This is a genomic window from Ruegeria sp. AD6 (assembly GCF_056542325.1).
In genome coordinates, this window is sequence record NZ_JBQFZQ010000002.1 from 1 (window position 1) to 21,796 (window position 21,796).

Sequence of the window (21,796 nt, forward strand, 5' to 3'; positions counted from 1 at the left end):
TCTATTAGTTTTCCCTGTAAATTCCCTGTTTACAGGGAATTTTGGGCCGAGACTAGCTAGCTACAAACTGCCTGCACAGCCATGATTTTCCCTTAAATCACGCACTGAATATTTGGTCGCCTATTACCGCGTGTTTTCAGCAGGTTATCATCCGGCTATTCCAGCTGAGACCCGAGTTTACGCGCAACAATGGTCGATTTCGGGCCGCAGTCTCAGTTCGCGATTCCGGCGGTACGAGTTTGGTGACTTTGGGAGTGTCTGTAGATCAGAGCACAGCGAACTGCTTATGCTGATCCGACCAGATCGCCGGAAAGCCCGACTTGATCAGGTAATCCGTGGTCAGGCCATCAGGTTGTTCGCCCGCAGCGATGGCATCCAGAATATCAGGCGCCAGCATTGCCAGATCGACGACATCTTGCACCCGGCGTTCTCCGCAAGCTGGGCTCACTCCGCGCCAACCCCAAACTGACATATCTGTGTTTCGGTCGGGGCAATTTGGTTACAGCAAGTTAAACCCTATCTTGGTAGAAAAATGTTGCCACACGTATGGATCGGTGAAATAGCCAGGATGTCCGCCTGCCGGGACCAAGAGGTTCCTCTTTGACTTGCTAACCGGCGCCGGTTCAAGCCCGTTAAGTTCGTCGAGCTTCTCAATATAGGTACCAACAAAGTCATCAGTTCGCCCGATATTGTACCAGTTTATCGGCTTAGCTGCATTGTCGAAGTCACCCGGTTCAATATGAAAACCTCTTGGAAAATACTTGCGATAAAGATGCGTGACCGGTGAACCCATTGTGACCAAAGTAACCACGCAGTCTTTGAACGGATTCTCTTTCTTGGCAAGTAACCGTTTGAGCGCGCGTGTTGCCACCACTGTTCCCTGCGAATGGCAGATTATAGTAACGCGTTTGGGCTTGACTCGACCCATCATGAACTCACAGACACGCTCAAACCGACCTTCTATCTGCTTGCGGGCAGGAAAATTCAGCAGATCATTCTCGGCATCAAACGACGAATCCAATGCCTTGTTGTTCGCGTAAACTACAATGTCCCGAAACACACCCAATCCGCCCGCGACCAGATCGCGCATTTGGTAAACCACCAACGCCAAACCCAACAAAAATACCGGCACAAATGGCAATAAAACTTCGCCGATGACACCATCGCTGATCCAACTGAGATTCCCATCAAAAATCCGAAGCACCAGCATGGTTGCAAACGCCAGAGTTGAAGCCGCAAATACGCCTTGAAAGAGCCCGTTCAACAGCACCCGTCCGACCGACGGTTCGGCGGTTGTGGCCTCGAACAAAACATCCCTGTTCAGCGCACGCTTAACCACAACGTAAATTCCAAAAACAAGCAAAATCAATAGGAAAGCCACCCCAATTGCCATAGTAGGAGTTATCGTATCGACGATTGCCACGAAGGCTTCGGGTAATACCCTATCTGGACCGTAACTGTGGCTTGCGACTGTGATTGTCTCAGGTAGGCCTTCTTCAATGCCTATAAGGTGCCCTGTGTCGAGCGTCTTGGCGCGGAGGTTGTCGGTTGCATGCTGAATGGCCACCCAAAAGGACGAGGCCGCAATCATCCAAAGCAACAATAACGCGGAACAGATTGGGGCATATATTCTGCGTTGCTGAGAGGGCGCAGAGTCCTGTAAATCGCCCTGTAAATCGCCGCAGTCACACGCCCAAGCTACGTAAACAAATAGGCACAGCAACACCGATAGAGCCCAAAGGACTGAAAGTAACAACATCAGACAGCCAATGAAAAAAAGCAACTGGTCTGCTTCGCCGCTAAATTTGTCAGAAGTAATAAGACTGCAAAATGTGCTGTTCTCCGTCGAGCAAATAGAACTAGCCAAAGTAGCCTCGGGCAGAAATGGAACGAAGAACAAGATCAACAAACCCCATGTGCCCGTCCCAACGCTAAATTGACGCCATAGGCTTAGTTCCCATCGCGTATGACCAATTACACGACCAAAAAGTATCGTCAGCATGCCTGTGGCGGCAACGACGGCTTCTGCTGCTGGCAGGATGAACAACCCAATCAACCCAAGCACCATCAGCACGACTGTACAGCGCCCGAACCATTTCCATAAGGGGTCTTCCGCCATTCGCCGATTGCAAATAAATCCGAGCGCCAGGGCCACGACCGCAAACCCGGCAATTGCCAGCGCGAGACCTACCTGAACCCAAGATCCCATGAAGCCTTCTGCCTGGATCTTGTTGAAATCGACCAGCGAGCCTTCAAGCAGAAGCACCAGAACGCCCATCAACAACGCCGCGTTGAGCGCAACGACCCCGCCGATCAGCGCCCACAGAAACCATGCAACGAAACGATAACCGCCGCGAGCTCCGGTATTGGCTGCGTTGTCGAGCGCTAAGTAACCGATCGACATCAAGACCTTGATCAGATCAAAGATTGTTGCAAAAGCACCCTTTGGCTCGGGTGAAATATCGGCCCAGTAGACCTCGGCCATGACCGTTTTTACTTCGCTTGTTTGGGTGCCCTGCTCGCGTATGCGTTTGACGTGCATCGGAAATTTCTTTTGCATCCCTTCACGCCGAGGGTCTTTGCCTTTTGGGCGATCATGAATTGGGGTTTGCACCTTTTGCTTTTTGCCGCCCGGATAGGTGCGTTCTTCCATGACCGACAAACCATCATATTCTGCAAAGTGCGTTTCAAACAGGTTCACGATAGTTTCGTCAGCAATCGCCGGCGGCTTACCATTCCGATTATGCTCTTCCAGAGCACCGCTCAGCACATCGCCGACTGTATCGCCCGGCAGTTGGTTTCCAATCCCATGCACGCAAAAAACCAAATGGTCTGGTGAGGTCTTTTTAGTCGACATGCTTCACCTACTGCCAATTAACTAAATAATTATTCAAATTCTAAACAAAGCAGGCAAATAACTCTACACAAATGTGAAATTAATATTATCTCATTCCAAAAAAATTACGCCAACGCCAAAGCAATTATCATCATTCCAGCCGACTGCAGCCTTCCTCGGTTATCCGATTGCACCCATAATGAAGGCAAACATTCCAAGCATGGTTAGTTTTTTCAATGGAGAAAAACGTGACATCAAGAGACCTAAATCCTTCACCTTGGCCGCAGTAACCCTCACAAGTAGCAAAGTCAGAAACACGTTAGAAAAAAGCAACCAGCTCTCGAAGCCTTTTCGTTTCGACAACTCTTGGCATTGGCCACTTAATACGTTGGGCTGGCGGAATTGCTCCAACCAAACAGAATATTTTGCAGTTCGTGTTCTAAAACCGTCTGCCAGTCTGTCAAATATCCGCACATGGTCCGCCTCTCACACGTTCGACCTTTACGACAACGGAGCGCGCAAAGAGCTCTTCGAGCGGTAGCCGGTCGTCGCCTTGTGAGGCGGATGGCGTAATGAAGTTGGACCGGGTTTTCGCATGTTCTTCATGTGTCGAGAAACGATCGAATTCCAAGCGCCGATCAAACCAGTCCTCGGGTTCTCCTGCTAACATGTCTGAGATTTGGGCAAGGCTCAGGGTGTCTGTTGGGCTGTTGCTGCTCATGATATGAATTCGGTTCTGGACTTCCTTGTCGGAAATCGCATCGATCAGCTTGAGCAGGGTGACTGCCCGGCGGCCTTCGGCCAAAGCCAGGTTCAACTGTTCTTTGGAATGCGTCGGGTTCTTGTCTTTCCAGGTGCGGCTGGCCAGCCCAATGATGTCCAAAGTCAGTTCGGCATCGTCACCGCCCAAGTTATGATCGCCATTGTTTTTCAGGCATTGGCCCAGATGCTTGGCGATGCGGCTGAAATAGGTGTCTTCCTTTTCTGACCCCAGCGCCGGATCTTTGAAATTCGATTTTCGCGCACCAAAGACAAAGGCCATTTTCAGGGGATTATCATCATAAGCTGTGATGTCTTTCGGTTCCGTGAATTTCACTTCATCGGTGAAGAAGGGCAAAATCAGTGTGTCCGGCCAGCCCTTCCCGGCGGGTGCGCCATTGGGCAGGAGAAGGTTGGTTATCCAAGTGCTGGATTGAACCTCTGAGGATGGTGTATTTTTTTGCAGCTCATGCAGGATGGGCAGGACAACCGCTGCCGGGCTGTTTCCCAGCGGTATTTCTTGTTCGATAAGCTGCGCCAGTTTCTCGTTTGACGCTGCAATCCTGGCCACCAGGTCAGTTAGCGCCTCGAGCTCGTCCTGATCGAGCAAGTCCACCTGTAACGGGTTCGGGAATTTAGTCGACGGAGTGAGCGAGCCTGTCCTTGGCCATGTCAGGCGCATGGTATCCGCTATCGACAGTTTTTCGGCAATCACAAGCTTTTCCGCCAGGGACTGTTGAATGCGGCCAAAGGCAGCAATGAAACGAGGGCCATCGAACTCGATTGGGTCGGTCACGGCCAACAACTCTTCCATCTCGTCGCGCGCTTCTGCAATCTCAGGATCCGTATCGGGGGACCATACGGCAGTTGGTGCTCCGCTCAGATTTTCAGCAATTTTCTGAAGGCCCGAGAAAATCTCTTGGCGCACTTCCTCTTCACCCAGCGCATCAAGAACCTTGCCCGCGTGATGGATACGCAAGGTATTGTGATTGGGATCTGTTGCCGTGCAATTCAGCAAGCCATGATCGTCATCCGCGTGGTTAGTGGGGATAACACGGATCACCAGATCCCGAGGCACAACTTGAGCACCTATTTCAGGGAATATCTGCTGTGCCACCACTTGGACGAAGTTTTGTATTCCCTGAGCTACAGTTTTGTCAGTTTCTATATTTTTTTCACGGATGAAGAAGTCGTCTGTCGTGGTGAAAACCAACCTACCGGTCGCCAGCACGCACGGCGGGGACTCAGGGAAGCGAGCCACAAAAACCCGTTGCGATGAACCTCCCAAATTGTCCGCGATCACCAAGACTAGCAGAGCAATGGGAATAACCAGCGCCCAAGCATTGTGCCTGACGACTCTCTCGTTGTTTCTCAGTTCGTTGATTTTAAAGTTAAAATCAGTGGAGTTTGAGTGTCCGGTTGCCGCCGCGCCATACGGGACGGAAAGGAATTTTGTAGCTTCGTCAGCTAAGCGCAAATCCTGTATCCGCTGCTGAATAGGTCCCAATTCGGCTATAGTCTCCGTGGGCTGTGTTTGTGAACTCACTACAGTCTTCGACCCGGCGCTGGCGTCCTTCGGGTTGTTCGGGTCGCTTGAGGTGGTTGGGTTGATCAGGCGTTGGATCTGATGCCAGGTATGGTCGCGCAGTGCTTCCATCTTGTTTCTGCGCGCTGTAAATCCTATCCAAATCGAGGCGACCCAGGTCACCACAAAACTGATGACTAGGATTCCGACCGATTGGTCGTGCAACAGTTCGGTTGTATTGTGGCCCAGAATGATCTTGACCAGAAGCGTAACGCACACTGCCCAGATGAGGGGGTACGGTCTGATAAGCGGATTCCGCTCGATATCCCGCGAAACAAATCGCGATTGCTGTTCAGCCGCATCTCTGTTTCGAGCGCTGCAAAAGTCGCTTTGCAGGTTTTTGAGATTGCCCTTGCTTTGCTTGAGAAAATCACCAAGCCGCTCGCAAAAGGATGCACCGTTTTTGCACAGATCTTCGATCTCTTGTAGGTCGACGTTGTCGCTCTCGTTATTGTCGTCGCCCTCACCAATGTCCGCTTCGGTCTGTATCTGCTCAGCATACCAAGAAAATTCTTGTCTCACCGCAACGACGAGGCTCTGACAGTCCTGCAATTGTTTCTTAGCGCATTGTACCTTTTTTTGCTCTTCCGAAAGTGTCTTTATGTCCGTTTCGGCTTTCCGACTGATCCTGTCATAGTTTCCACGCAGACGATTCACGTAGGTTTGACCGTCCATTTCTTCGGCAACCCGCTTTGCCGTCAGATGGTCAAGCAGCGATTGCATTTCTTCTTCTAATGATTTGCAATTCAGACGAAAGAACAGATCGGCATCTTTGCTCTCTGCCTCTTGAGGCGCTCTTGCCAGACTTCGAACCTGGTCGAGCAAATCATCCGCCTCTTGCAGTGGGAGTTTGGATTTGTTTTCAACGAGAAACGGCGCGCCATCGCCCGGAAAGATGCCGAGGATGATTTTTTCGGACAGGTCGTTCAGCGCGTTTAGCAGGTTCTGGATTTTACCTGTGGCTTTCTGATAGGCAGCCTCGCGGCGTTGTTCCTGCGCATTCAGGCGCGCCTCGGCTTCGTCCAGTTTTTTTTGCGCTGTCGCTCTTTCGAGCTCTGCCTCGCTGATCGTTGCGCTAAGGTCGGTGATGATCCGTCGGCAATCTTTTAATTCGGCCTGAGCCTTATCCAGTCGTTCGGCAAGCGCATCGCGTTCGGTTTCAGCCGCGGATTCCAACTTCTCCCTTTGTTCATTGACGATTTCTTCGAACTGTTGTGCGTCACGTTGTATCCGTGCGCGTTCGTCAGAACTGGCCTGGATGTTCTGTCGCAAGCCTTCGATCTTCGTGCGATGCTCATTAACCTCATCGTTGGTGTTCTTGTATGTTTCATAGTCATGATCAAAATCGTCGACCTCCGGCAGCAGATCTTCGAGAATTTTCTGAACAGCCTTTGCTTGGTGTTTTGTCTGTTGCTCAGGGCTGCCTGCATCGGAATTAGCAACCTGCAAATTGATAATCTTTTCCAGAGTTTTAATAATTCTATCAAATGCTTCACGTAACATATCGAACTCCCCTCTTCCGTTCTTTTACTCCGTCTTGTTCAGGTCTTTCAGAAACTGTCGGGCGCGCTTAAGACCGGCCAAATAAAGATATGTCTTCTCTGGGCCCGACATAACAAAGTTCAACCAATTGGCCTCGCCCGGATCAATGGGCGCGATTTCCACCGGGTATTTACGTTGCTTCAGGTTAAGGTCGCCTTTGTTCTCTTTTCGCTCATCAAACTGATCCTGCAGAGCCGTGTTTTGAAGCCAGATTTCACGGTCCCGCTGTAGTCGGACAGCCGTTGCGCAAGCGATAACATCACCGGCCAGATCAGATAGCTTTCTGCGCTGCGAAACCGTTTGTTTCTCGCCGCTGCTGATCAATGGCACTACGACGGTCGGAACGTCCGGCATCAGTTTGCGAAACGAGTCGCTCGGAAGATTAGAGGTCAATCCACCATCCAGAAAAACGAACTTCTCCAGTTCTGCGAACCTGCGAATCTGAGCTTCCGAAAACAAACCATGAAGTTTAGCTTTTGCGAATGCAGGCCAGGTCTTTCTATCGGGACGCATAACCACCGGTTCGAAAAACGCTGGAATTGACATTGACGTTCGCACCAACCGCGCGGGCGAAGTTTTGCTGTACTCGTCGCTTAGCAAGTTTAGGTCTTGTGGAAATTGCATCTTCAGACCGACTGGCATCGCCGTCGCAACCAATTGAAGCAATTCAATCCCGGGGTGTTCTATTTCGGAACCCACGGCGTTGAGAATTGGACCGTCATCGAACCGACCAGGAAATCTGGCTTCTGCCTCGCGCTGACCCTCAGGGTCCTTTCCAGTGCGTAGTTCCTCAAGGTCGTTCCAAATCTCGTCGAGGGATTGGTACAAATCCTCGATAGATTTGAAGCCGAGATCGTCCAAAACGGACTCCATCCAATTCTCAAACGCTTGCCCTGGGTTCAGACCTCGACGGTCGCGAAGCCTGCGTATGGCGGCGAGCAAACCGTACCAACTGCGGAATTGGTAAATCTTAGGTTGATTGAGCGCTTGCTTGATAAGCTTGCGGATCGGTAGCGGGCCGTCGATGAATTGATCCAATGGGACTGTTTCGGTAAGATTTGCAAGCCTTTCGGCCGTTGGGCGGGTCAGATCGTCGCCGCGTATCGCAGCAATACCCATGGCGATGATCGATCCTGCCGAGGTCCCGGCCAATCCGGCAAAGCGCACCCCCGCAGCCTCTAACCCGGCGACAAACCCGGCATGTGCCAGACCAAGTGTTCCTCCGCCCTGTAAGATCAGATTGCAAAGTCGATAAGATTCTTGGACGTCCGGTGAGGGCTCAGAAAAGATTGAACGAATATTGTGGCCACCAATTTCGGTCTCGTTCTTAGTTGCTCGAAGCCAAAAGAAGCGATCGATACCAAGCAATTTACTGTGGCCGTTCGCCCCTGCTCCGGCCAGAGCTTGCAATTCAAATTCTGACTTGATTTCGATTAGAAGTCTACGGACTTCAGGTTCCATAAGAAGTTGCATATTAACTCATATAAAATAGATCTTCATTGTTGGCCTTCAATTAGTACGATCACATTTTTCCTTTTTTTCATCAAAGTCTTGGCGAAAATAAGTCACCCGGTGAATCTGTATAACTTTCTCTTTCAAACGACATTCAAAACCGAAGATGTTAAAATATAGCTGCCGTGGATTTTCAAGGTATTCCTTGCCTCACAGAAACATCTATTTACGATCGAAACTGATGCCCCTCCCATTGCAAGTGATTGGTGTGACCGCAGTTAGCCGCCATTACTCAAACCAAAAGCGAGGCCACAAATGCGACCAACGCTGGCAGCAGTCGCATTATCAGGATAGTATTCCCACGAGCTCCCGAAACACCAACAGCAGCTGTAATCGAAATTAGAAACAGGATTATACTTTGAGTATAAGTTTGATACGGAGCCGGTAGCCAGAAACTCAAACAAAGCCCCACAGCTATCGATGCATTATAAGACGAAATACTACGTCCCAAAAATGCCGTAGCCTTAATCTCCTCTTCAGAAAAATTTGTGAGCTTCTTGCAAATATCTGGCCAACGGAACCATTGTACATACGCAAAGAAAAAATGCCCTCCAATGACAATTGCTATTGCGATCCAATAAACGTAAATCATATCATCCTCTTAGGTTTATTAAGCTTCTTCGAGGCATCATCTGTCGAAAGAAAACTTGCCCCAAATCGCATCATCGCACGAACGAACTGAGTTCTATTTGAGCAATTTGACTTAAGAAGAATGGATTTGGTTTGTGCGTTTACTGTCGCTACAGAACGACCACGGCGGTCCGCTATTTCGGGATTGGTCAAACCTTGCCCTATTGCGTCGACCAGTGATGTTTCCGCTGATGTCAAACCAAATGCCTGCTGCACCAGGCGTGTATTGCACGAAACAGGGAGCCCCGTATCGGTACTACAGAGTATAAAACCGTCAAATACCTTGGTTCCGATTTCGCCAGATTTGTGGAGTGGTGAAAGCTCGATGCAAAGGGGTTCCAACAAGTGGCTAACGATACTCTCCTTACGTGGTCGAGCGCCGAACTTGCCGTGCTGATCTAGATCGGACATCAGGCTTTCCAAAAACTTTTGCCCAAGACGATCCGTGATGTTCAACTTTCCGTCCGGGCTAATTCGGAATGTGCGATAAGTTTCCTGTTGTCGCTGAAACTCCTGATTTCGCGCCACAATCATACCTCTACCATCAAGAACACAAATGCCTATGTTCAAGCAGTCGATGGCTGAAAGTACACCTTGGTAACGTGCCTGCAGTTGCCGCATAGGAAAACTGAGGTCGAGAGCTTTTGCGATGTGGGGCAGGAGTTGGGCCAAGTATCTCCTCTCTACTTCGTCTAGAGGCTCCCTGTTGGCGTTTAATTGAACCGAAAACAGGGATATCCATGGATTGTCTTTATTCAATATTCCAGCCGCGCGATGGAATATTCCAAGACGCATTAGTTTTTGAACGTGTTCTTGGCTTTTTAGTTCCTTAACCGACGGCGCAAGAAGAGTGTCGTCAAGAAGTTCAATCTCGTCGTGATTTCGGGTTTGTTCCCGTAAAATTTCCTGATCTTTGGCTTCAAGATGTTGGCACTTTACAAGATAGGTGTTCAGTGCAGCACCTGTATAAAAGCCAGAGTGAAACGGTGCGGTCAGAGACAAATCTCCATCGTCTTGAGACCATTCAAATATTATGCTTCCCTGCGCTCCTACGCGATCCACCAGCTGGTCAAGGACGCTCGTCCAAGTCAATGGGTCAGCAATTGTATCATAAATTTCAAGCGTAAGATTTCGAATTTCTTGGGTCACAATAAGTTTCCATTTTTTCAAATATCACAGACCATCTTAACCTCAAAAACGAATTTCAGCATAGCCCATTTGGGTGATGCCCTTTGTTTGATCGGGCGTAGAATCAGTTCTACAAAAAAGCATCTAACCCTGCAAAATTACATCAAGTATGCTAGAGTGTACACTTACAGATGTGCAAAATTTCAAGGATTATACAGCAGTATTTCGGGCTGGAAGTCTGTGGCGGATGGTTTCCGCCAATATTTTTTGAGGAAGGAATTAAGTTATGGGAAATTCAAGAAAGCGAGAAAACGACATCTCAAATCTGCATCCTGCAATTAGGGAAAACGTCCTAGCCATACAGGCTCAACTAAAGAAAGAGAATATTCCATTCGAGGTTTTCGAAGCATTTCGCACCCCAGAGCGCCAAGCAGACCTTTATGCGCAAGGCAGAACGAAGCCAGGCACCAAGGTGACCTGGGTTGGACCGTGGCATTCGATACATCAATACGGGCTCGCCGTCGATTTCGTCCTAAAAGAGAACGGTAAATGGAGTTGGGATACCACTGGTCACAAGGAGGCTTGGTGGGACCGGATGCATGTGCTCGCAAAAGAAAATGGAATGACGCCGATCTACAACTCAAAAGGCAAGCTCATCGAGAAACCACACATTCAGATTCAAGGAGTAAGATCTCGCGATCTGTACAAAGGTGTTTACCCGGTTAGCGGAGACGAAGCCTGGGCGGATCGCCTCAACGAACTGATCGACAATTGGCGTGGACACCTGCCCTCCCCGCCCCGGCCTTCGATCATTCTGGGCGCACCCGCAATCGACACGGATTTGATGGCATCCATGGAGGCTGAGTCACCGGCACCGATTCATTTTTCGACAAATTTGGCCGAAAGAGATCTCCGTTTCCAAAAGCTCCACGAATTCATCAAAGACGCAGAAGGCGGATTCGTAAATAATCAGCACGACAAAGGTGGTGCCACAAACTTTGGCATTACTAAGAGCACTCTGGCGGAGTGGCGCGAAACAAACGTAACGGAAGAAGACGTTGCCGCTATGGGTCAGAAAGAGGCCGAGGATATCCTCTATACAAATTACTACATCAAATGTAAGTGCGATAAATTGCACGATCGCGTTGCAATGGTCGTCTACAACATGGCGGTTCACTCAGGGTCAAAGGTGGCTCAAAGAACTGTGCAACGGGCCTTCAATGAGCTTGGCATGAAGGTCGACGGCACTACGCTGGAAGAAGACGGTATAATCGGTCGGATCACGTTGAGCGCGATCAATCAGACCGATCCGTCCGTGCTTTCCGAGAAATACCTTGAGCTATACGAACAACGCCTGCGCGGTCTCGAGGATTTTGTCATCTTTGGGGCCGGTTGGATAAATCGTGTCAACAAGCTGCGTGTCTTTTTGAATACTTTGCCGGAGGGAGAGGGCAAACGTCCTATCAAAATTATGAAAGTTAAAGAAAGAGACTTGGACATTGACGCTGACGACATCCTGAGAATTGCACTGATGGCTTTGACAGGTGGGAAATCCGTGGCCGTTAAGGCATTGGCCATAGGCATTCTGAAAAAGAGACTCGAGAAAAAAGTCGACGATGGTGATGACAAATTCAATTTACTTAATGCGATTTTAGACGAAAAAATCAACGCCTCGTCGGATGAAAAAGCAACTGCTCAGCCTATTGCAGCTCTCGAAGAACTGACCCCCGTCAACAATGCTCTTGGACCGATGATTGGCAAGTTGCTGGACGGTAAAAAGTCTATTATCGGCATCGTCGGCCTGGTCGCCACTGCCGTGCTTCCGCAACTCGGCTTAAGTTCCTCTCAACCGCAACTGCAACAACTGCTTGCCGATGGCGACAAGTCCACCATGTTTACTCTGTTTTCGCTGTTAACAAGTTGGGGCTTTCTCGGTAAAATTGACAAAAAATTTAGAGATTTAAAGCAGAGCATGTGACCGATAGTACCGGTTTGATCTTGTGTTGGCCACAAGCTCGCCGGAAACAATTCAACATGATCTGGGCCTGAAGTATCGATCCTGGGCTTCTGATGGCTTTCCGGTCAACATTTGACGAAACCATTTCAACACTTCGTTTTGTTGAAACATTTTATTCTGTAGTGCATTTGGATTGCTTGAAACTGCACCAAATTAGCCTTCTCCCCAAAATTGGTTCAAGCCCCAAATAACTCTAAGGTTCACCGATTTAACATAATGGCGCTTACGCGTAGATCAGCTTTGCTTAACTGGTTTCAAATTCCACTCTCTATCTGCTCGAACGAGGCTCGAAACCTGCGACAGGTAGTTGTAGTTTCACTAATAATCTTGGTTTGAGCTGAGTATCAATTTTTTCACCGCAAGCTGAGGATATCGGCAAGTACTTCGACAAATCAGGGGGCGAAAATGGCGGGAGCGAGAAGGCTGACAAGGGCAGAACTCCTAGAAATTGTGTGGAGTCGACCTTTGAAAGATATGCCCGAAGTCGTTGGAGTGTCTTCAACTTCAGTCAGGAATGCTTGCAGGAAGTTCGATATCCCCATTCCCGACAGAGGGCACTGGAACAAAGTCAAAGCCGGAAAATCCGTCAAACGTGTTTCACTGCCCGAACGCGCCCCAGGAATGTCTGACGAAGTGATAATTGGCGGATCAGGCTATGATCGGTACTACGGTTCTAAAGTCGACCTGGAGGCTCCGCTTCCTATACCACCGTCCTTCAACACCCCAATTGAAGACGTCCGGGCTAGGATAGCTAAGAAAATTGGGCGAGTCGCAGTACCGCACGGCAAACACGCATGGCACCATGTTTTGCAACGTCTGTTTTCCGCAGACGATAAAAGACGGGCAAAAATTGCCGAAAGCAAGTGGGCTTACTCCTGGGACAAACCGCTTTTCGACAACCCCTTCGAGCAACGCAGGCTAAGGATCTTGAATGCACTTTTCCTGGGCGTCGCAAAATGCGGCGGCAAACCGAGCATTCAGGGAAAAGAGGCCATCGAAATCTCGATTTCCATTCATCAACAGCATGTACCGTTTAAGCTTCTCGCGACGGCGGATTTGAGGCGGAGCAACTACCATCGGAACCCCGACGACCACAGGCCAGGTAAAGAACCACTAACTCTGATCGTTCCAAACCACTTTCGTGGGCAAGATGTCCGGTTATCTTGGGCGGATAAGCCGGACGCCAAACTTGAAACGCGTCTTACCGAGATTGCAATCGAGCTGGTAGTATTGGCCGAGACCTTTCACCGGGAGCATGCCGAGCGCCAGCATGAGTGGTTGATTGAACGTAAACAAGACCATGAGCGAAGAAAGAAAGAAGCCGAAGCGGCAAGGCTTGAAGCGCTCCGTGTCAGGGACGAAAAATTCGAGAAAGCGAAACGCAGCATGCTACTTGGCCATGCCCGCGACCTCGAAGATGCGAGGATATTGCGCCAGTTGGTCCAGGACGTACTGAAGTTAAGGGGCCACGAAACTAATGATCACACAACTGCTTGGGCAGAATTCGTAAGCGAAGAGGCCGATCGGATTGATCCAATTTCGAACGCTAGGTACCTTGAAATCATGGAGCTAAAGCCTGAGGATTTCACTGAAGACAGCGGCTGAATATGCCCTCTGGGAATCGGGACGATCCCCGGATCATTCTTCTTCCTACTCCCGTCCTCCACCAGTTGAAATTGAGGTGAAATCTGATCTGTGTTCCCTGATGTATCTCTGGGGTTCACTGATGCTTCGTCTGTTTTCCCTGTTGTCCCATCTAGGGAATTCACCCACAAGGCACTGACCTGCTTATATATTTTGAATCCTCAGACATAAAATAGCGCCAAAACGGTGCGTATTCCCTGTAAATTTCCCTGTTTTCAGGGAAATCGGAGTGAGACTGGCTAGCTGGAAACTGTCCGCACAGCCATGATTTTCCGAAAGTACAGCAAAAAAACGGGAAATCCTCCCGTTCCACCTGATGTGTATCCAAGTCTCCCGACAATGGGACGAAAGATCGGTTGCACACTTCCTGTCCCAAAATCGAATATCGTAGCCCACGGTGCAGGCGCGTCGGGTCTTTTCTCTAGCCTCGCGGTCGCTCCTTCTAGTTCATGAAGCGCCTTGTCTATTTGCGTTGATCTGTTGAACGCCTACGGCAGGAAACTGGAACTGAGATCATCGGAACGCTTAGGCGAACTGGCTTGCGGAACAACGATCTGTATTCGAGGAGGTGCGCATTTTTCGGGCGGACGGTATGGTGTATCTTCGCGCGATCCAAAAAGGCTTGGGCATCGGGATCGGCTGGCGTCCGATACTCAATGAGTTTCTTGCGAATGAAACACTGGCTCTTGCCTGCAGCTACGAACACCCAACATCGCGTGGTTATTTTTGCTCGATCACGCCGGAAGGTTCAAGAAAGCCCGGCACCGCGCGGTTCCTGGATTGGATAGGCACAACATAACCTGAACCATGTGACGGCCGAGCGAGCCGCTTCCGATTGGATTTTTTGCTTATTCCATTCTGGCAAAGCAGATTTTGGCAAAATACGAGCGCCTTGCTTCCGGAGTTTGAATTCCAGACTCGCATGTTTACCGGATCATTGATCAACAGGTGACGGCGCGATTTCGTCCAATGCGGACAGAATATCCTCGGCATGGGCCGGATCAGCAAACAAAGTCCGAAACAAAGCCGCAAGGGGGTAGTCAGGCCAGGCTTCCTGCAAAAGCAGGATTGTTGCACCGGCTTGTTCGTGTTCTCCCAACCTTTGATATCCGGCGGCCAGATACCCAATCGAAATTGCGCTTACCGGGTCGCCCAGTCTTATCGCTTCGTTGAACTGGTTCACTGAATACTGAAAATCCCCCAAATGGAAACTCGCAGAGGCCAGGACGCTTCGATATGGGAACCTTCGATTGTTCGGGTCGCTTTCTTGCGCGCGCTTGGCAGAGGCAATTGCGCGTTCGAACGCGCCGCCAAACAACGCAAACAAAGCGTCAAAATTTGTGACATGGATGTCGTCCGGCGCGAGGCTGATCGCCCGCGCGGATTGGTTGAGTGCCGCATCAAAATCGCGATTGGCGAATGAGACCAAAGCAAGCGCAGAGTGGCTCCACCCCTCATCAGGGGCCAGTTCCACAGCCTTGATCGCGCGCACCCTTGCGAGGTTCAGCAGGTCGCGTTTTTCCTCACCGGGCGGAGCGGTGATTGCCAGAATTCCCATGGCTTGGGCCGAGCCTGCGAAACCGCCGAAATATGTCTCATCCAAAGCGATAGCCCGGTCAAACATACCACGTACTGCGTGCAGCCGTTCACGATCAAGAACCGGAAACATCAACGGGCGCGCCTCGGCGGCCAGGTTAACCGCCTGCAACTTTGTGGGGTTGGTGGAAAACAACGCTTCTCTGACCGCTTGCTGTTTCAAGGTGTCATCGGACTGAACAGAGGTGAATTGCGGCATGTCTGCAGCCTTGGAGAAAAAGACGACTGCCCCAACCCCCAGCGCCGCCAGAACGACCATTCCGGGCAGCAGGTATCTCGGCAACGGCCGCTTCCGTTTCTTTCCTCGCCCAGGCTCCAGCAACTCGAACCGGGGCACATACCCACCGGGATCGACATGAATACGTAGGCGCTGTTCTTTCCCGGAGTTCGAGTAGTAACTGGCCAGCCGTCGGCGCATTCGGCCCGCGTCGACACGTACGACCGCCATCGGGTCGCCACCTGCGTCCAGCGATCTGCCATAGACGTCCTCGGCAATTGATTTGGCGCGAATGTCCTCGGCTTGCCCCGTCAATAGCTTTTCGACGACGTAGCTTAGAAAAGACTGCAAACGCTCTGCCCCGTCAAATTCGGGGCTTTCCAGAATCGATGCCAAAGCCTGCCGGATTTCTACATCCGAAAGAGTCGACCCAACCGGATCAGGACCCGGATCTGTCTGCAATTTCGTCAACGACATCGCCTTGGAAGCCTTCAGGTAACCTATAAGCCCCTGAAAAATAACATGTTACGTCGTAACATACGTTAAGATACCTGAATATGTAAATGAATTTCAGCGATATTGGATGGGAAAGGAGGGGGAGCGCGCCTCGTCGCTGGGGCAGAACTTGGGAACATGCGATTTGAGGATCACTATGGACACACTGTCGATGTTGTTTCCGGACCGGGCGAATGAAATCGGACGCCTTCGAAGCGCGGACACTGTGTTCGCCCAAATCTGCGTTGATTATGAAAGCCTGGCTGCCCTGTTACCCTGCGATGCCAGTGATCCGACCTACTCTGATTTAATCGATAGCCTTCGGGGGCTTGAGGACGAAATTCACCTTTACCTCGCGTCCAGATCAAAACCTCCCGAAGGCTAACCAGAACACGGCAAAGGCGATCCAAATGCTGGCAAATCTCTTATTCTACGCGGGTCTCATCGTATCGTTGACGATAGGGTTCATGTATTTCCGCGACCTCGGCGACATCAGCCAGATGGTGTTGAAGGTGAAGCGGAACAACATGATCCGATTTATCCGCAACGAAAACGCCTATCTGGCCGCCGGTATCGGAGCATTGATCCTTATGCTTATTGGCCATTTAATGGGCGGTGGCCCCGGATGGTTGTTTTTCCTGGGCATGCCGGCCGTGACCGTGCTGATCATCTTCCTGTTCGTCTTCCCCTGGGTTTGGGTCCACATCGGCCTGCGCAATCAGCAAAACAGCGCGCAGTATTTCCCGATCTCAGAAGCGCGCGATTACATCAATCCATCGGCAAGCGTTCTGGTGATCGAGAACAATGGCCACGCACGCGCGCATTCCGACGCGCAGTTGATGCGCCCGCATCTGGCCGGGAATGCGAAAGGGCTGGGTGGAGACGACATCGTGATGACCTATTGCGCGATGGCCAATCTGGGTCTGGCCTACAAGCCCTTAGTCGATGGCAAAAGACTGGACCTGGAAGTGCTGGCCCAGCACGGCAACAACCTGATCCTGCGCGACAACACCAGTGGCGAACCGATCCAACAGATCTACGGCCATTTCGACAGCGATGCCTCAGGGCAGTCCGCGATGCAGCCCTGGCCAACCTTCCGGATGAGCTTTCGTGGATTTCAGAAAGCCTACCCGGACGGAGAGGTTTTTCTGAACAAACCGTCATCGAACCCATTTCTAAGGCTGTTCGATATGTTCACAGAAACCGTGTTCTCGTCGGGCATCGCAAAGCAGCATCAGGAATCCGCGCCGGTCATGGACAACATGAGCCACAGCGACGACCGCCTTCCAAACAAGACATACGTTTGGGGCGTGACGGTTGGTGACGATGCCGTGTGCTGGACCGATGATTTCATTGCCGAACATCACGGGCTGATCAACGCCACGGTGGGCGGTCGCGAGGTCGTCGTGTCCTATGACCCGACCTATGAAAGCGTTGGCGTCTGGTACAATGACAGCGGCACGCCAGTGACAGAGATCGATTTCTTCGGAAATGCAAATTGCGGCAGGCTGAACCGGGTCGAAACCCTGCGATCCGGGATGTTCTGGCACGTCTGGGTCGAGTTTTTCCCCGGCACCGACATCAACCGCACAACCGCAGGGCACACCGAGCCCACTCGCCCGCAGTCCGCTGTCGACTCCGCAACCGAACAAACACCGGAGCAGAACCAATGAGGAGCACCGAAATGAAAAAACGGATTGGCCTTTCGGCACTCATCTGTCTCGCTGCAAACGTCGCAACAGCGCAGAACGCACCCATTGTCCACGACGCCGAGTACTACATCCTCGAAGCGCAAAACGCGGAACAATGGGCGGCGGATAATGCCGAGGTCGATCAGCTGCTGGAGGACTTCCGGGCCACAAACGAAGGTAAGCCGCCGAACATCCTAAACATATTGATTGACGATATTGGTTTCGGCGATCTGGGCATTCCCGAACTCAACGCTGTGCGCGGGTATTCCACCCCGAACATCAACGATTTTTCGGATCAGGCGATGCGTATGGTGCGCATGTATACCGAGCCTTCGTGCACACCCACCCGGGTTGCGATGATGACCGGACGGCTGCCGGTGCGGATGGGAATGGGCGACACCACCGTCGACATCGCAGGGTTCGGCCTGCCCGCTGAAGAGGTGACACTGGCCGAGGTCCTGTCAGGTGCGGGGTATGCGACAGCGCATGTCGGCAAATGGCATATGGGCGATATCCCCGAAGCCTGGCCGCATAATCAGGGGTTCGACTGGGCCGGTTTCCCGGTGCACCAGCAGGGGCAGCTTACGATCTTCAATGATGACGCAATCCGGGAACAGGTCTCTGTCGGGATATCGGATTTCGATGATCGCTTTGTTCTGGACAACTTCTTTCGCCCCGACCCGGCGGCCATGGTGACCGGGCTAGAGGCCGAAAAAGGAGGAACCGCGCGCGAAGTTCATATGACCGCGGGTGAACGCTGGACAGCAGAAAAATACGACGACATGAACCAGCGCTATCAGGATCAGACCCTGGAACAACTGCGCAAGCTTGCGGGCGGTGATCAGCCCTTTTTCCTGCAATACTGGCCTCTGATCCCGCTCGATAATACACGCGCAGGCCGCAGCGGGCCGCAATCGCCAAATGGCGGGCTTTATGTCGACAAGATGCAACTGCTTGATGAGTGGCTGGGCGACATCTTTGCCGAATTAGAGGCACTTGGCATCGCCCAAAACACCATCGTCCTCGTCATGGGCGACAACGGTCACTTCACCAAATACGCCCCTCAGTCCGGGTTCACGCCGATGGTTTTCTCGGGCGGCAAAGGCGATGTGTCCGAAGGCGGTATCCGGGTCGACAGCTTCATCCGCTGGCCCGGCATGATCGAGGCAGACGGGATTGTCGGGGATATCGTCCATGTCTCTGATCTGTACACAACACTGGCTCGGTTTGCGGGGGCGGATGCAGGTATCCCCAGGGACCGGTTGGTAGATGGCGTCGATCAATCTGCGCTGTTGCTTTTGGGGGAAACAAAGGGCCGGCGGGATCACCTGATCGTCTATTCGGTCAAAACGCCCAAGGCGATCATCAAGGATCAGTTAAAGCTGCGTATTCCAGGATCCGGTGAAAGCGCAATCCTTGCTGACTTCTTCGATGTTTACCGGGACACGCATGAAAAATACCCGGTCTCTACCGAGGTTGGCGCCTGGGGCGGGCAGGAGTTTGTACGCATTCTCGGACGGCATCTGAAGCGCAAGGAAATGTACCCGGACACCGAACCCGCACGCGGCGTTCCATATGAAGGCATCGACAACCTGCGTCCCGAAACCCAGGCCGCTGTTGAGGCCTTTCTGCTCAAACAATCCTCGGTCAGCAAATGACCAGAGGCGCTGCATTCGTGACGAACGGACTGTCCGCCTGGCCGCGGAGTAGACTAAGGAGATTGAGACATGACCATCAGATCAGCCGCCTGCACCGCAAGCACAATTGCTCTGCCCTGTCTGCTTGCTTTTGGCGCATCTGCACAATCTCTGCCCGCGCCCGGCCAGAATGACAAAGGGTGGCGACATACCCTGGGCTTCTATCTGTTTACGCCACTCAGGACCTCTGGAACGTCAACGGTTGCTGGTGTTTCCGCCGATATTGACCTTGATCTCGGCGATGTGCTGAGCGTTCTGGATTTCGCGGCCGCCGGGCGGTACGAGGCGTGGAACGGCGATCTGGGGATTGTAGTCGACGCCAATTATGTGGGCATCGAAGAGGATGCAACACTTCCCGGCCCACGCGCGACAGCCGTGAACGTGGATGTCAGGCAGAAGTGGTTCGCGATCCTCGGCGCATATCGCATAGCGGACGGAACCTATGGAGCGAACAACCAACGCTACACCGTCGATCTGCAAGGCGGCCTCCGCTATAACTCGATCCGGCAAGAGATCGATTTCACCACAACCGGGCCAGCAAACCCACCCACCCTTGGCGGAGACCAGGACTGGATCGAACCAGTCATAGGGGCCCGCGGCATGTGGCGCCTCAACGAGCGCTGGACGACCATCGCCTCACTAGATCTTGGCGGCTTCGGGGCCGGAGGCAACGACCTTCAGGTCGGGGCCAATATCGGATTTGACTATCAGCCTTGGGAGAATACGGCGATTACGTTTGGCTATCGTTTTTTCAGTGTCGATTACAGCGATACACTCGACACTGGCGACTTTGCCTATGACGTCACACAGCACGGGCCCTATTTCGGGGTTAAGATTTTTCTGAACTAGGCTCTGGACCCAGTGCTTTCAGAGTTTCGGCATGTTTCCCGGTCAAATGTCGAGTGAGGTGTTACCCCGCTCTCATCATATTTCGACAGTGCCGATAGAACTGCATTAGCTCCCAATCCTGCACTGGTGCGCAATATTCTTCTCGAGGTGTTTCCGCTGCTTTCGACAGAAGAAAATCCTCATCGATTTTCAAGGTATCTCGGGCCCATTCGATGTCGTCTGATGCCGCTTCTCTGCATCTGTCTAGTGTCTTACGTTGAAGGGAAAACTTTCTCCCTCCAAACTCACTACAGTAGCTTTGCACGAGCGGTCGATACTTGCTGTAATTGCGACCAGCCCTTTGCCGACAAAGCGGGATTACCCTAGACGCAACTTTAGCTTCAAACAGACTAATAGACGTGTTTCTATTAATTACAGGGATTTCGGCTCCAATAATATCACATTTGCTTAGAAAGTCAGCAACAATGCATCCGCTTTTCAACGCTGACTTGTCAAAAGCACTTATGTGAACGTTTTTTTCGCCAAATAGATCAATGAATTTTTCAAAATTCTCCCGGTACTTTGGGTAGATTTCGATTTCAGAAACCTCATCGATTGTCTGCACCCCTTGTTTAATAATTTGCTGGGAAAAACTATTTGCCCAACTTTCTACACTGCGAGCGTACCCGATTACGCGCACCCTTGATACTCCGAGTTCGCTAAAAAATAGTTTGGCGGCTGCCAACTCCTCATAAGAAAGAGCGCAAAAATCCTCAGCAGAAAGAATAAGCGGGACCATTTGCTCACGCGCCGTGTTCAATTCGTTTTTGATGTGTTCTTTCGCACTCTGCGCCTTCATGAACCGATAGGGGATACCAGAACCAAATTTCAAACTTTTATGGTATGGAACACATGCCGGGTCGGCAAAGGCAGAAGCGACCAAAAAAGAGTGGTTTGGCCGAGAAAATTCGCAATATCGAACGCCACTTAACAGCTTCGCTCGCTCAGCCCCCTGCAGGGAGTTTTGAATAGTAGAAGAGGCCGTTTTGTGCTGCCCTATGTGGAGAATGACTTCAGGCTGGTGGTTGAGCCATCGGAAGAGTCTCCGAAACCTGCTCCCATGCTTCGTTAAGTTGGCAGAAGTCATATTCCCTTATTCTCCGAGTGTTCTGTCGGTTGGTCACACAGTTGCTTTACGCCGTTGCGGAATCAAGCTGGTTTTGTCGAGGAGAGCTGTTTGCTATCGCATAGAAGCCTGAAGCCGGGCGCGACACCTGCGTTTATTCTTCCGTTGGTTTTCTTTTTGTGCTTGGCGCCGCGCACCATCTTCTGATCTGGTCTGCTTGCGAACAACTAAATTTGATCGTTCATAGATGGTTGGGACCATTTCAAAACCGCCACCCGAAGGGAGAAACCCACAGGTGAGCAGGAGAAGGATTTAGACCGGCCCTTGAGGAAGCACGGTGGTTAAAAAACTTTAAGCAAGACTGAATAAAGATAGCATCCTACCGCTTTGAAATGGTGCCCGGGGGCGGAATCGAACCACCGACACGAGGATTTTCAATCCACTGCTCTACCCCTGAGCTACCCGGGCACGGGAACGGTGTTTGCCGTTGGGT

The 21,796-nt window shown here is 51.3% G+C and carries 14 protein-coding genes and 1 tRNA gene; 6 read left to right on the forward strand and 9 right to left on the reverse strand.

Translation table 11 applies throughout. The features are described from left to right. Window positions 1–265 precede the first annotated feature (265 nt). The 6 genes from ACR0KJ_RS06930 to ACR0KJ_RS06955 form a co-directional block, all read right to left on the reverse strand. Window positions 266–421: a hypothetical protein gene (locus ACR0KJ_RS06930; RefSeq protein WP_170452363.1), complete on the reverse strand. Its 156-nt coding sequence runs from the start codon at window positions 419–421 to the stop codon at window positions 266–268. A gap of 78 nt (window positions 422–499) precedes the next feature. Beyond that, window positions 500–2,857: a hypothetical protein gene (locus ACR0KJ_RS06935; protein ID WP_480626286.1), complete on the reverse strand. Its 2,358-nt coding sequence runs from the start codon at window positions 2,855–2,857 to the stop codon at window positions 500–502. 439 nt (window positions 2,858–3,296) lie between these two features. Next, window positions 3,297–6,683 carry a hypothetical protein gene (locus tag ACR0KJ_RS06940; protein WP_170525089.1) on the reverse strand — a complete coding sequence of 1,129 codons (3,387 nt, stop codon included), beginning with the start codon at window positions 6,681–6,683 and terminating at the stop codon, window positions 3,297–3,299. Between the two features lie 24 nt (window positions 6,684–6,707). Continuing rightward, a complete protein-coding gene (locus ACR0KJ_RS06945) occupies window positions 6,708–8,195 on the reverse strand; it encodes a patatin-like phospholipase family protein (RefSeq protein WP_170452371.1) in 1,488 nt (495 codons plus the stop codon). A 271-nt stretch (window positions 8,196–8,466) separates the two neighbouring features. Continuing rightward, window positions 8,467–8,826 (reverse strand): DUF1304 family protein, encoded by a 360-nt coding sequence (locus tag ACR0KJ_RS06950; RefSeq protein WP_170452374.1) that lies wholly within the window; start codon window positions 8,824–8,826, stop codon window positions 8,467–8,469. Then, window positions 8,823–10,013 (reverse strand): helix-turn-helix domain-containing protein, encoded by a 1,191-nt coding sequence (locus ACR0KJ_RS06955; protein ID WP_170452376.1) that lies wholly within the window; start codon window positions 10,011–10,013, stop codon window positions 8,823–8,825. Before ACR0KJ_RS06955 ends, ACR0KJ_RS06950 begins: the two co-directional genes overlap by 4 nt. Window positions 10,014–10,278: 265 nt before the next feature. Between ACR0KJ_RS06955 and ACR0KJ_RS06960 the strand changes: the two genes are divergently transcribed. From ACR0KJ_RS06960 to ACR0KJ_RS06970, 3 genes are all read left to right on the forward strand, one after another. Further along, a complete protein-coding gene (locus tag ACR0KJ_RS06960) occupies window positions 10,279–11,970 on the forward strand; it encodes a glycosyl hydrolase 108 family protein (protein ID WP_480626287.1) in 1,692 nt (563 codons plus the stop codon). A 504-nt stretch (window positions 11,971–12,474) separates the two neighbouring features. After that, window positions 12,475–13,614, forward strand: coding sequence for a hypothetical protein (locus ACR0KJ_RS06965; RefSeq protein WP_480626288.1), 1,140 nt, complete (start codon window positions 12,475–12,477; stop codon window positions 13,612–13,614). Window positions 13,615–14,245: 631 nt separating this feature from the next. Continuing rightward, entirely contained in the window at window positions 14,246–14,452 is a 207-nt protein-coding gene (locus tag ACR0KJ_RS06970) for a type 2 periplasmic-binding domain-containing protein (RefSeq protein WP_170452383.1), read from the forward strand. A gap of 135 nt (window positions 14,453–14,587) precedes the next feature. Here ACR0KJ_RS06970 and ACR0KJ_RS06975 read toward each other — a convergent pair whose 3' ends face one another. Beyond that, window positions 14,588–15,937: a tetratricopeptide repeat protein gene (locus ACR0KJ_RS06975; RefSeq protein WP_480626289.1), complete on the reverse strand. Its 1,350-nt coding sequence runs from the start codon at window positions 15,935–15,937 to the stop codon at window positions 14,588–14,590. 434 nt (window positions 15,938–16,371) lie between these two features. On the opposite strand from ACR0KJ_RS06975, the gene ACR0KJ_RS06980 reads away from it, so the two are divergent. From ACR0KJ_RS06980 to ACR0KJ_RS06990, 3 genes are all read left to right on the forward strand, one after another. Continuing rightward, window positions 16,372–17,634 (forward strand): DUF3179 domain-containing (seleno)protein, encoded by a 1,263-nt coding sequence (locus tag ACR0KJ_RS06980; protein ID WP_170452387.1) that lies wholly within the window; start codon window positions 16,372–16,374, stop codon window positions 17,632–17,634. An 11-nt stretch (window positions 17,635–17,645) separates the two neighbouring features. Then, on the forward strand, window positions 17,646–19,310 hold the full coding sequence (locus tag ACR0KJ_RS06985) for a sulfatase-like hydrolase/transferase (protein WP_480626290.1): 1,665 nt from the start codon (window positions 17,646–17,648) through the stop codon (window positions 19,308–19,310). A 69-nt stretch (window positions 19,311–19,379) separates the two neighbouring features. Further along, window positions 19,380–20,198: a hypothetical protein gene (locus tag ACR0KJ_RS06990; RefSeq protein ID WP_480626291.1), complete on the forward strand. Its 819-nt coding sequence runs from the start codon at window positions 19,380–19,382 to the stop codon at window positions 20,196–20,198. 61 nt (window positions 20,199–20,259) lie between these two features. Here the strand turns inward: ACR0KJ_RS06990 and ACR0KJ_RS06995 are convergent, their stop codons facing one another. After that, the gene (locus ACR0KJ_RS06995; RefSeq protein ID WP_170622999.1) at window positions 20,260–21,324 is read right to left on the reverse strand and encodes a hypothetical protein; all 1,065 of its coding nucleotides are present in this window, start codon (window positions 21,322–21,324) and stop codon (window positions 20,260–20,262) included. Between the two features lie 372 nt (window positions 21,325–21,696). Continuing rightward, a tRNA-Phe gene (locus ACR0KJ_RS07000) sits at window positions 21,697–21,771 on the reverse strand. Window positions 21,772–21,796 lie beyond the last annotated feature (25 nt).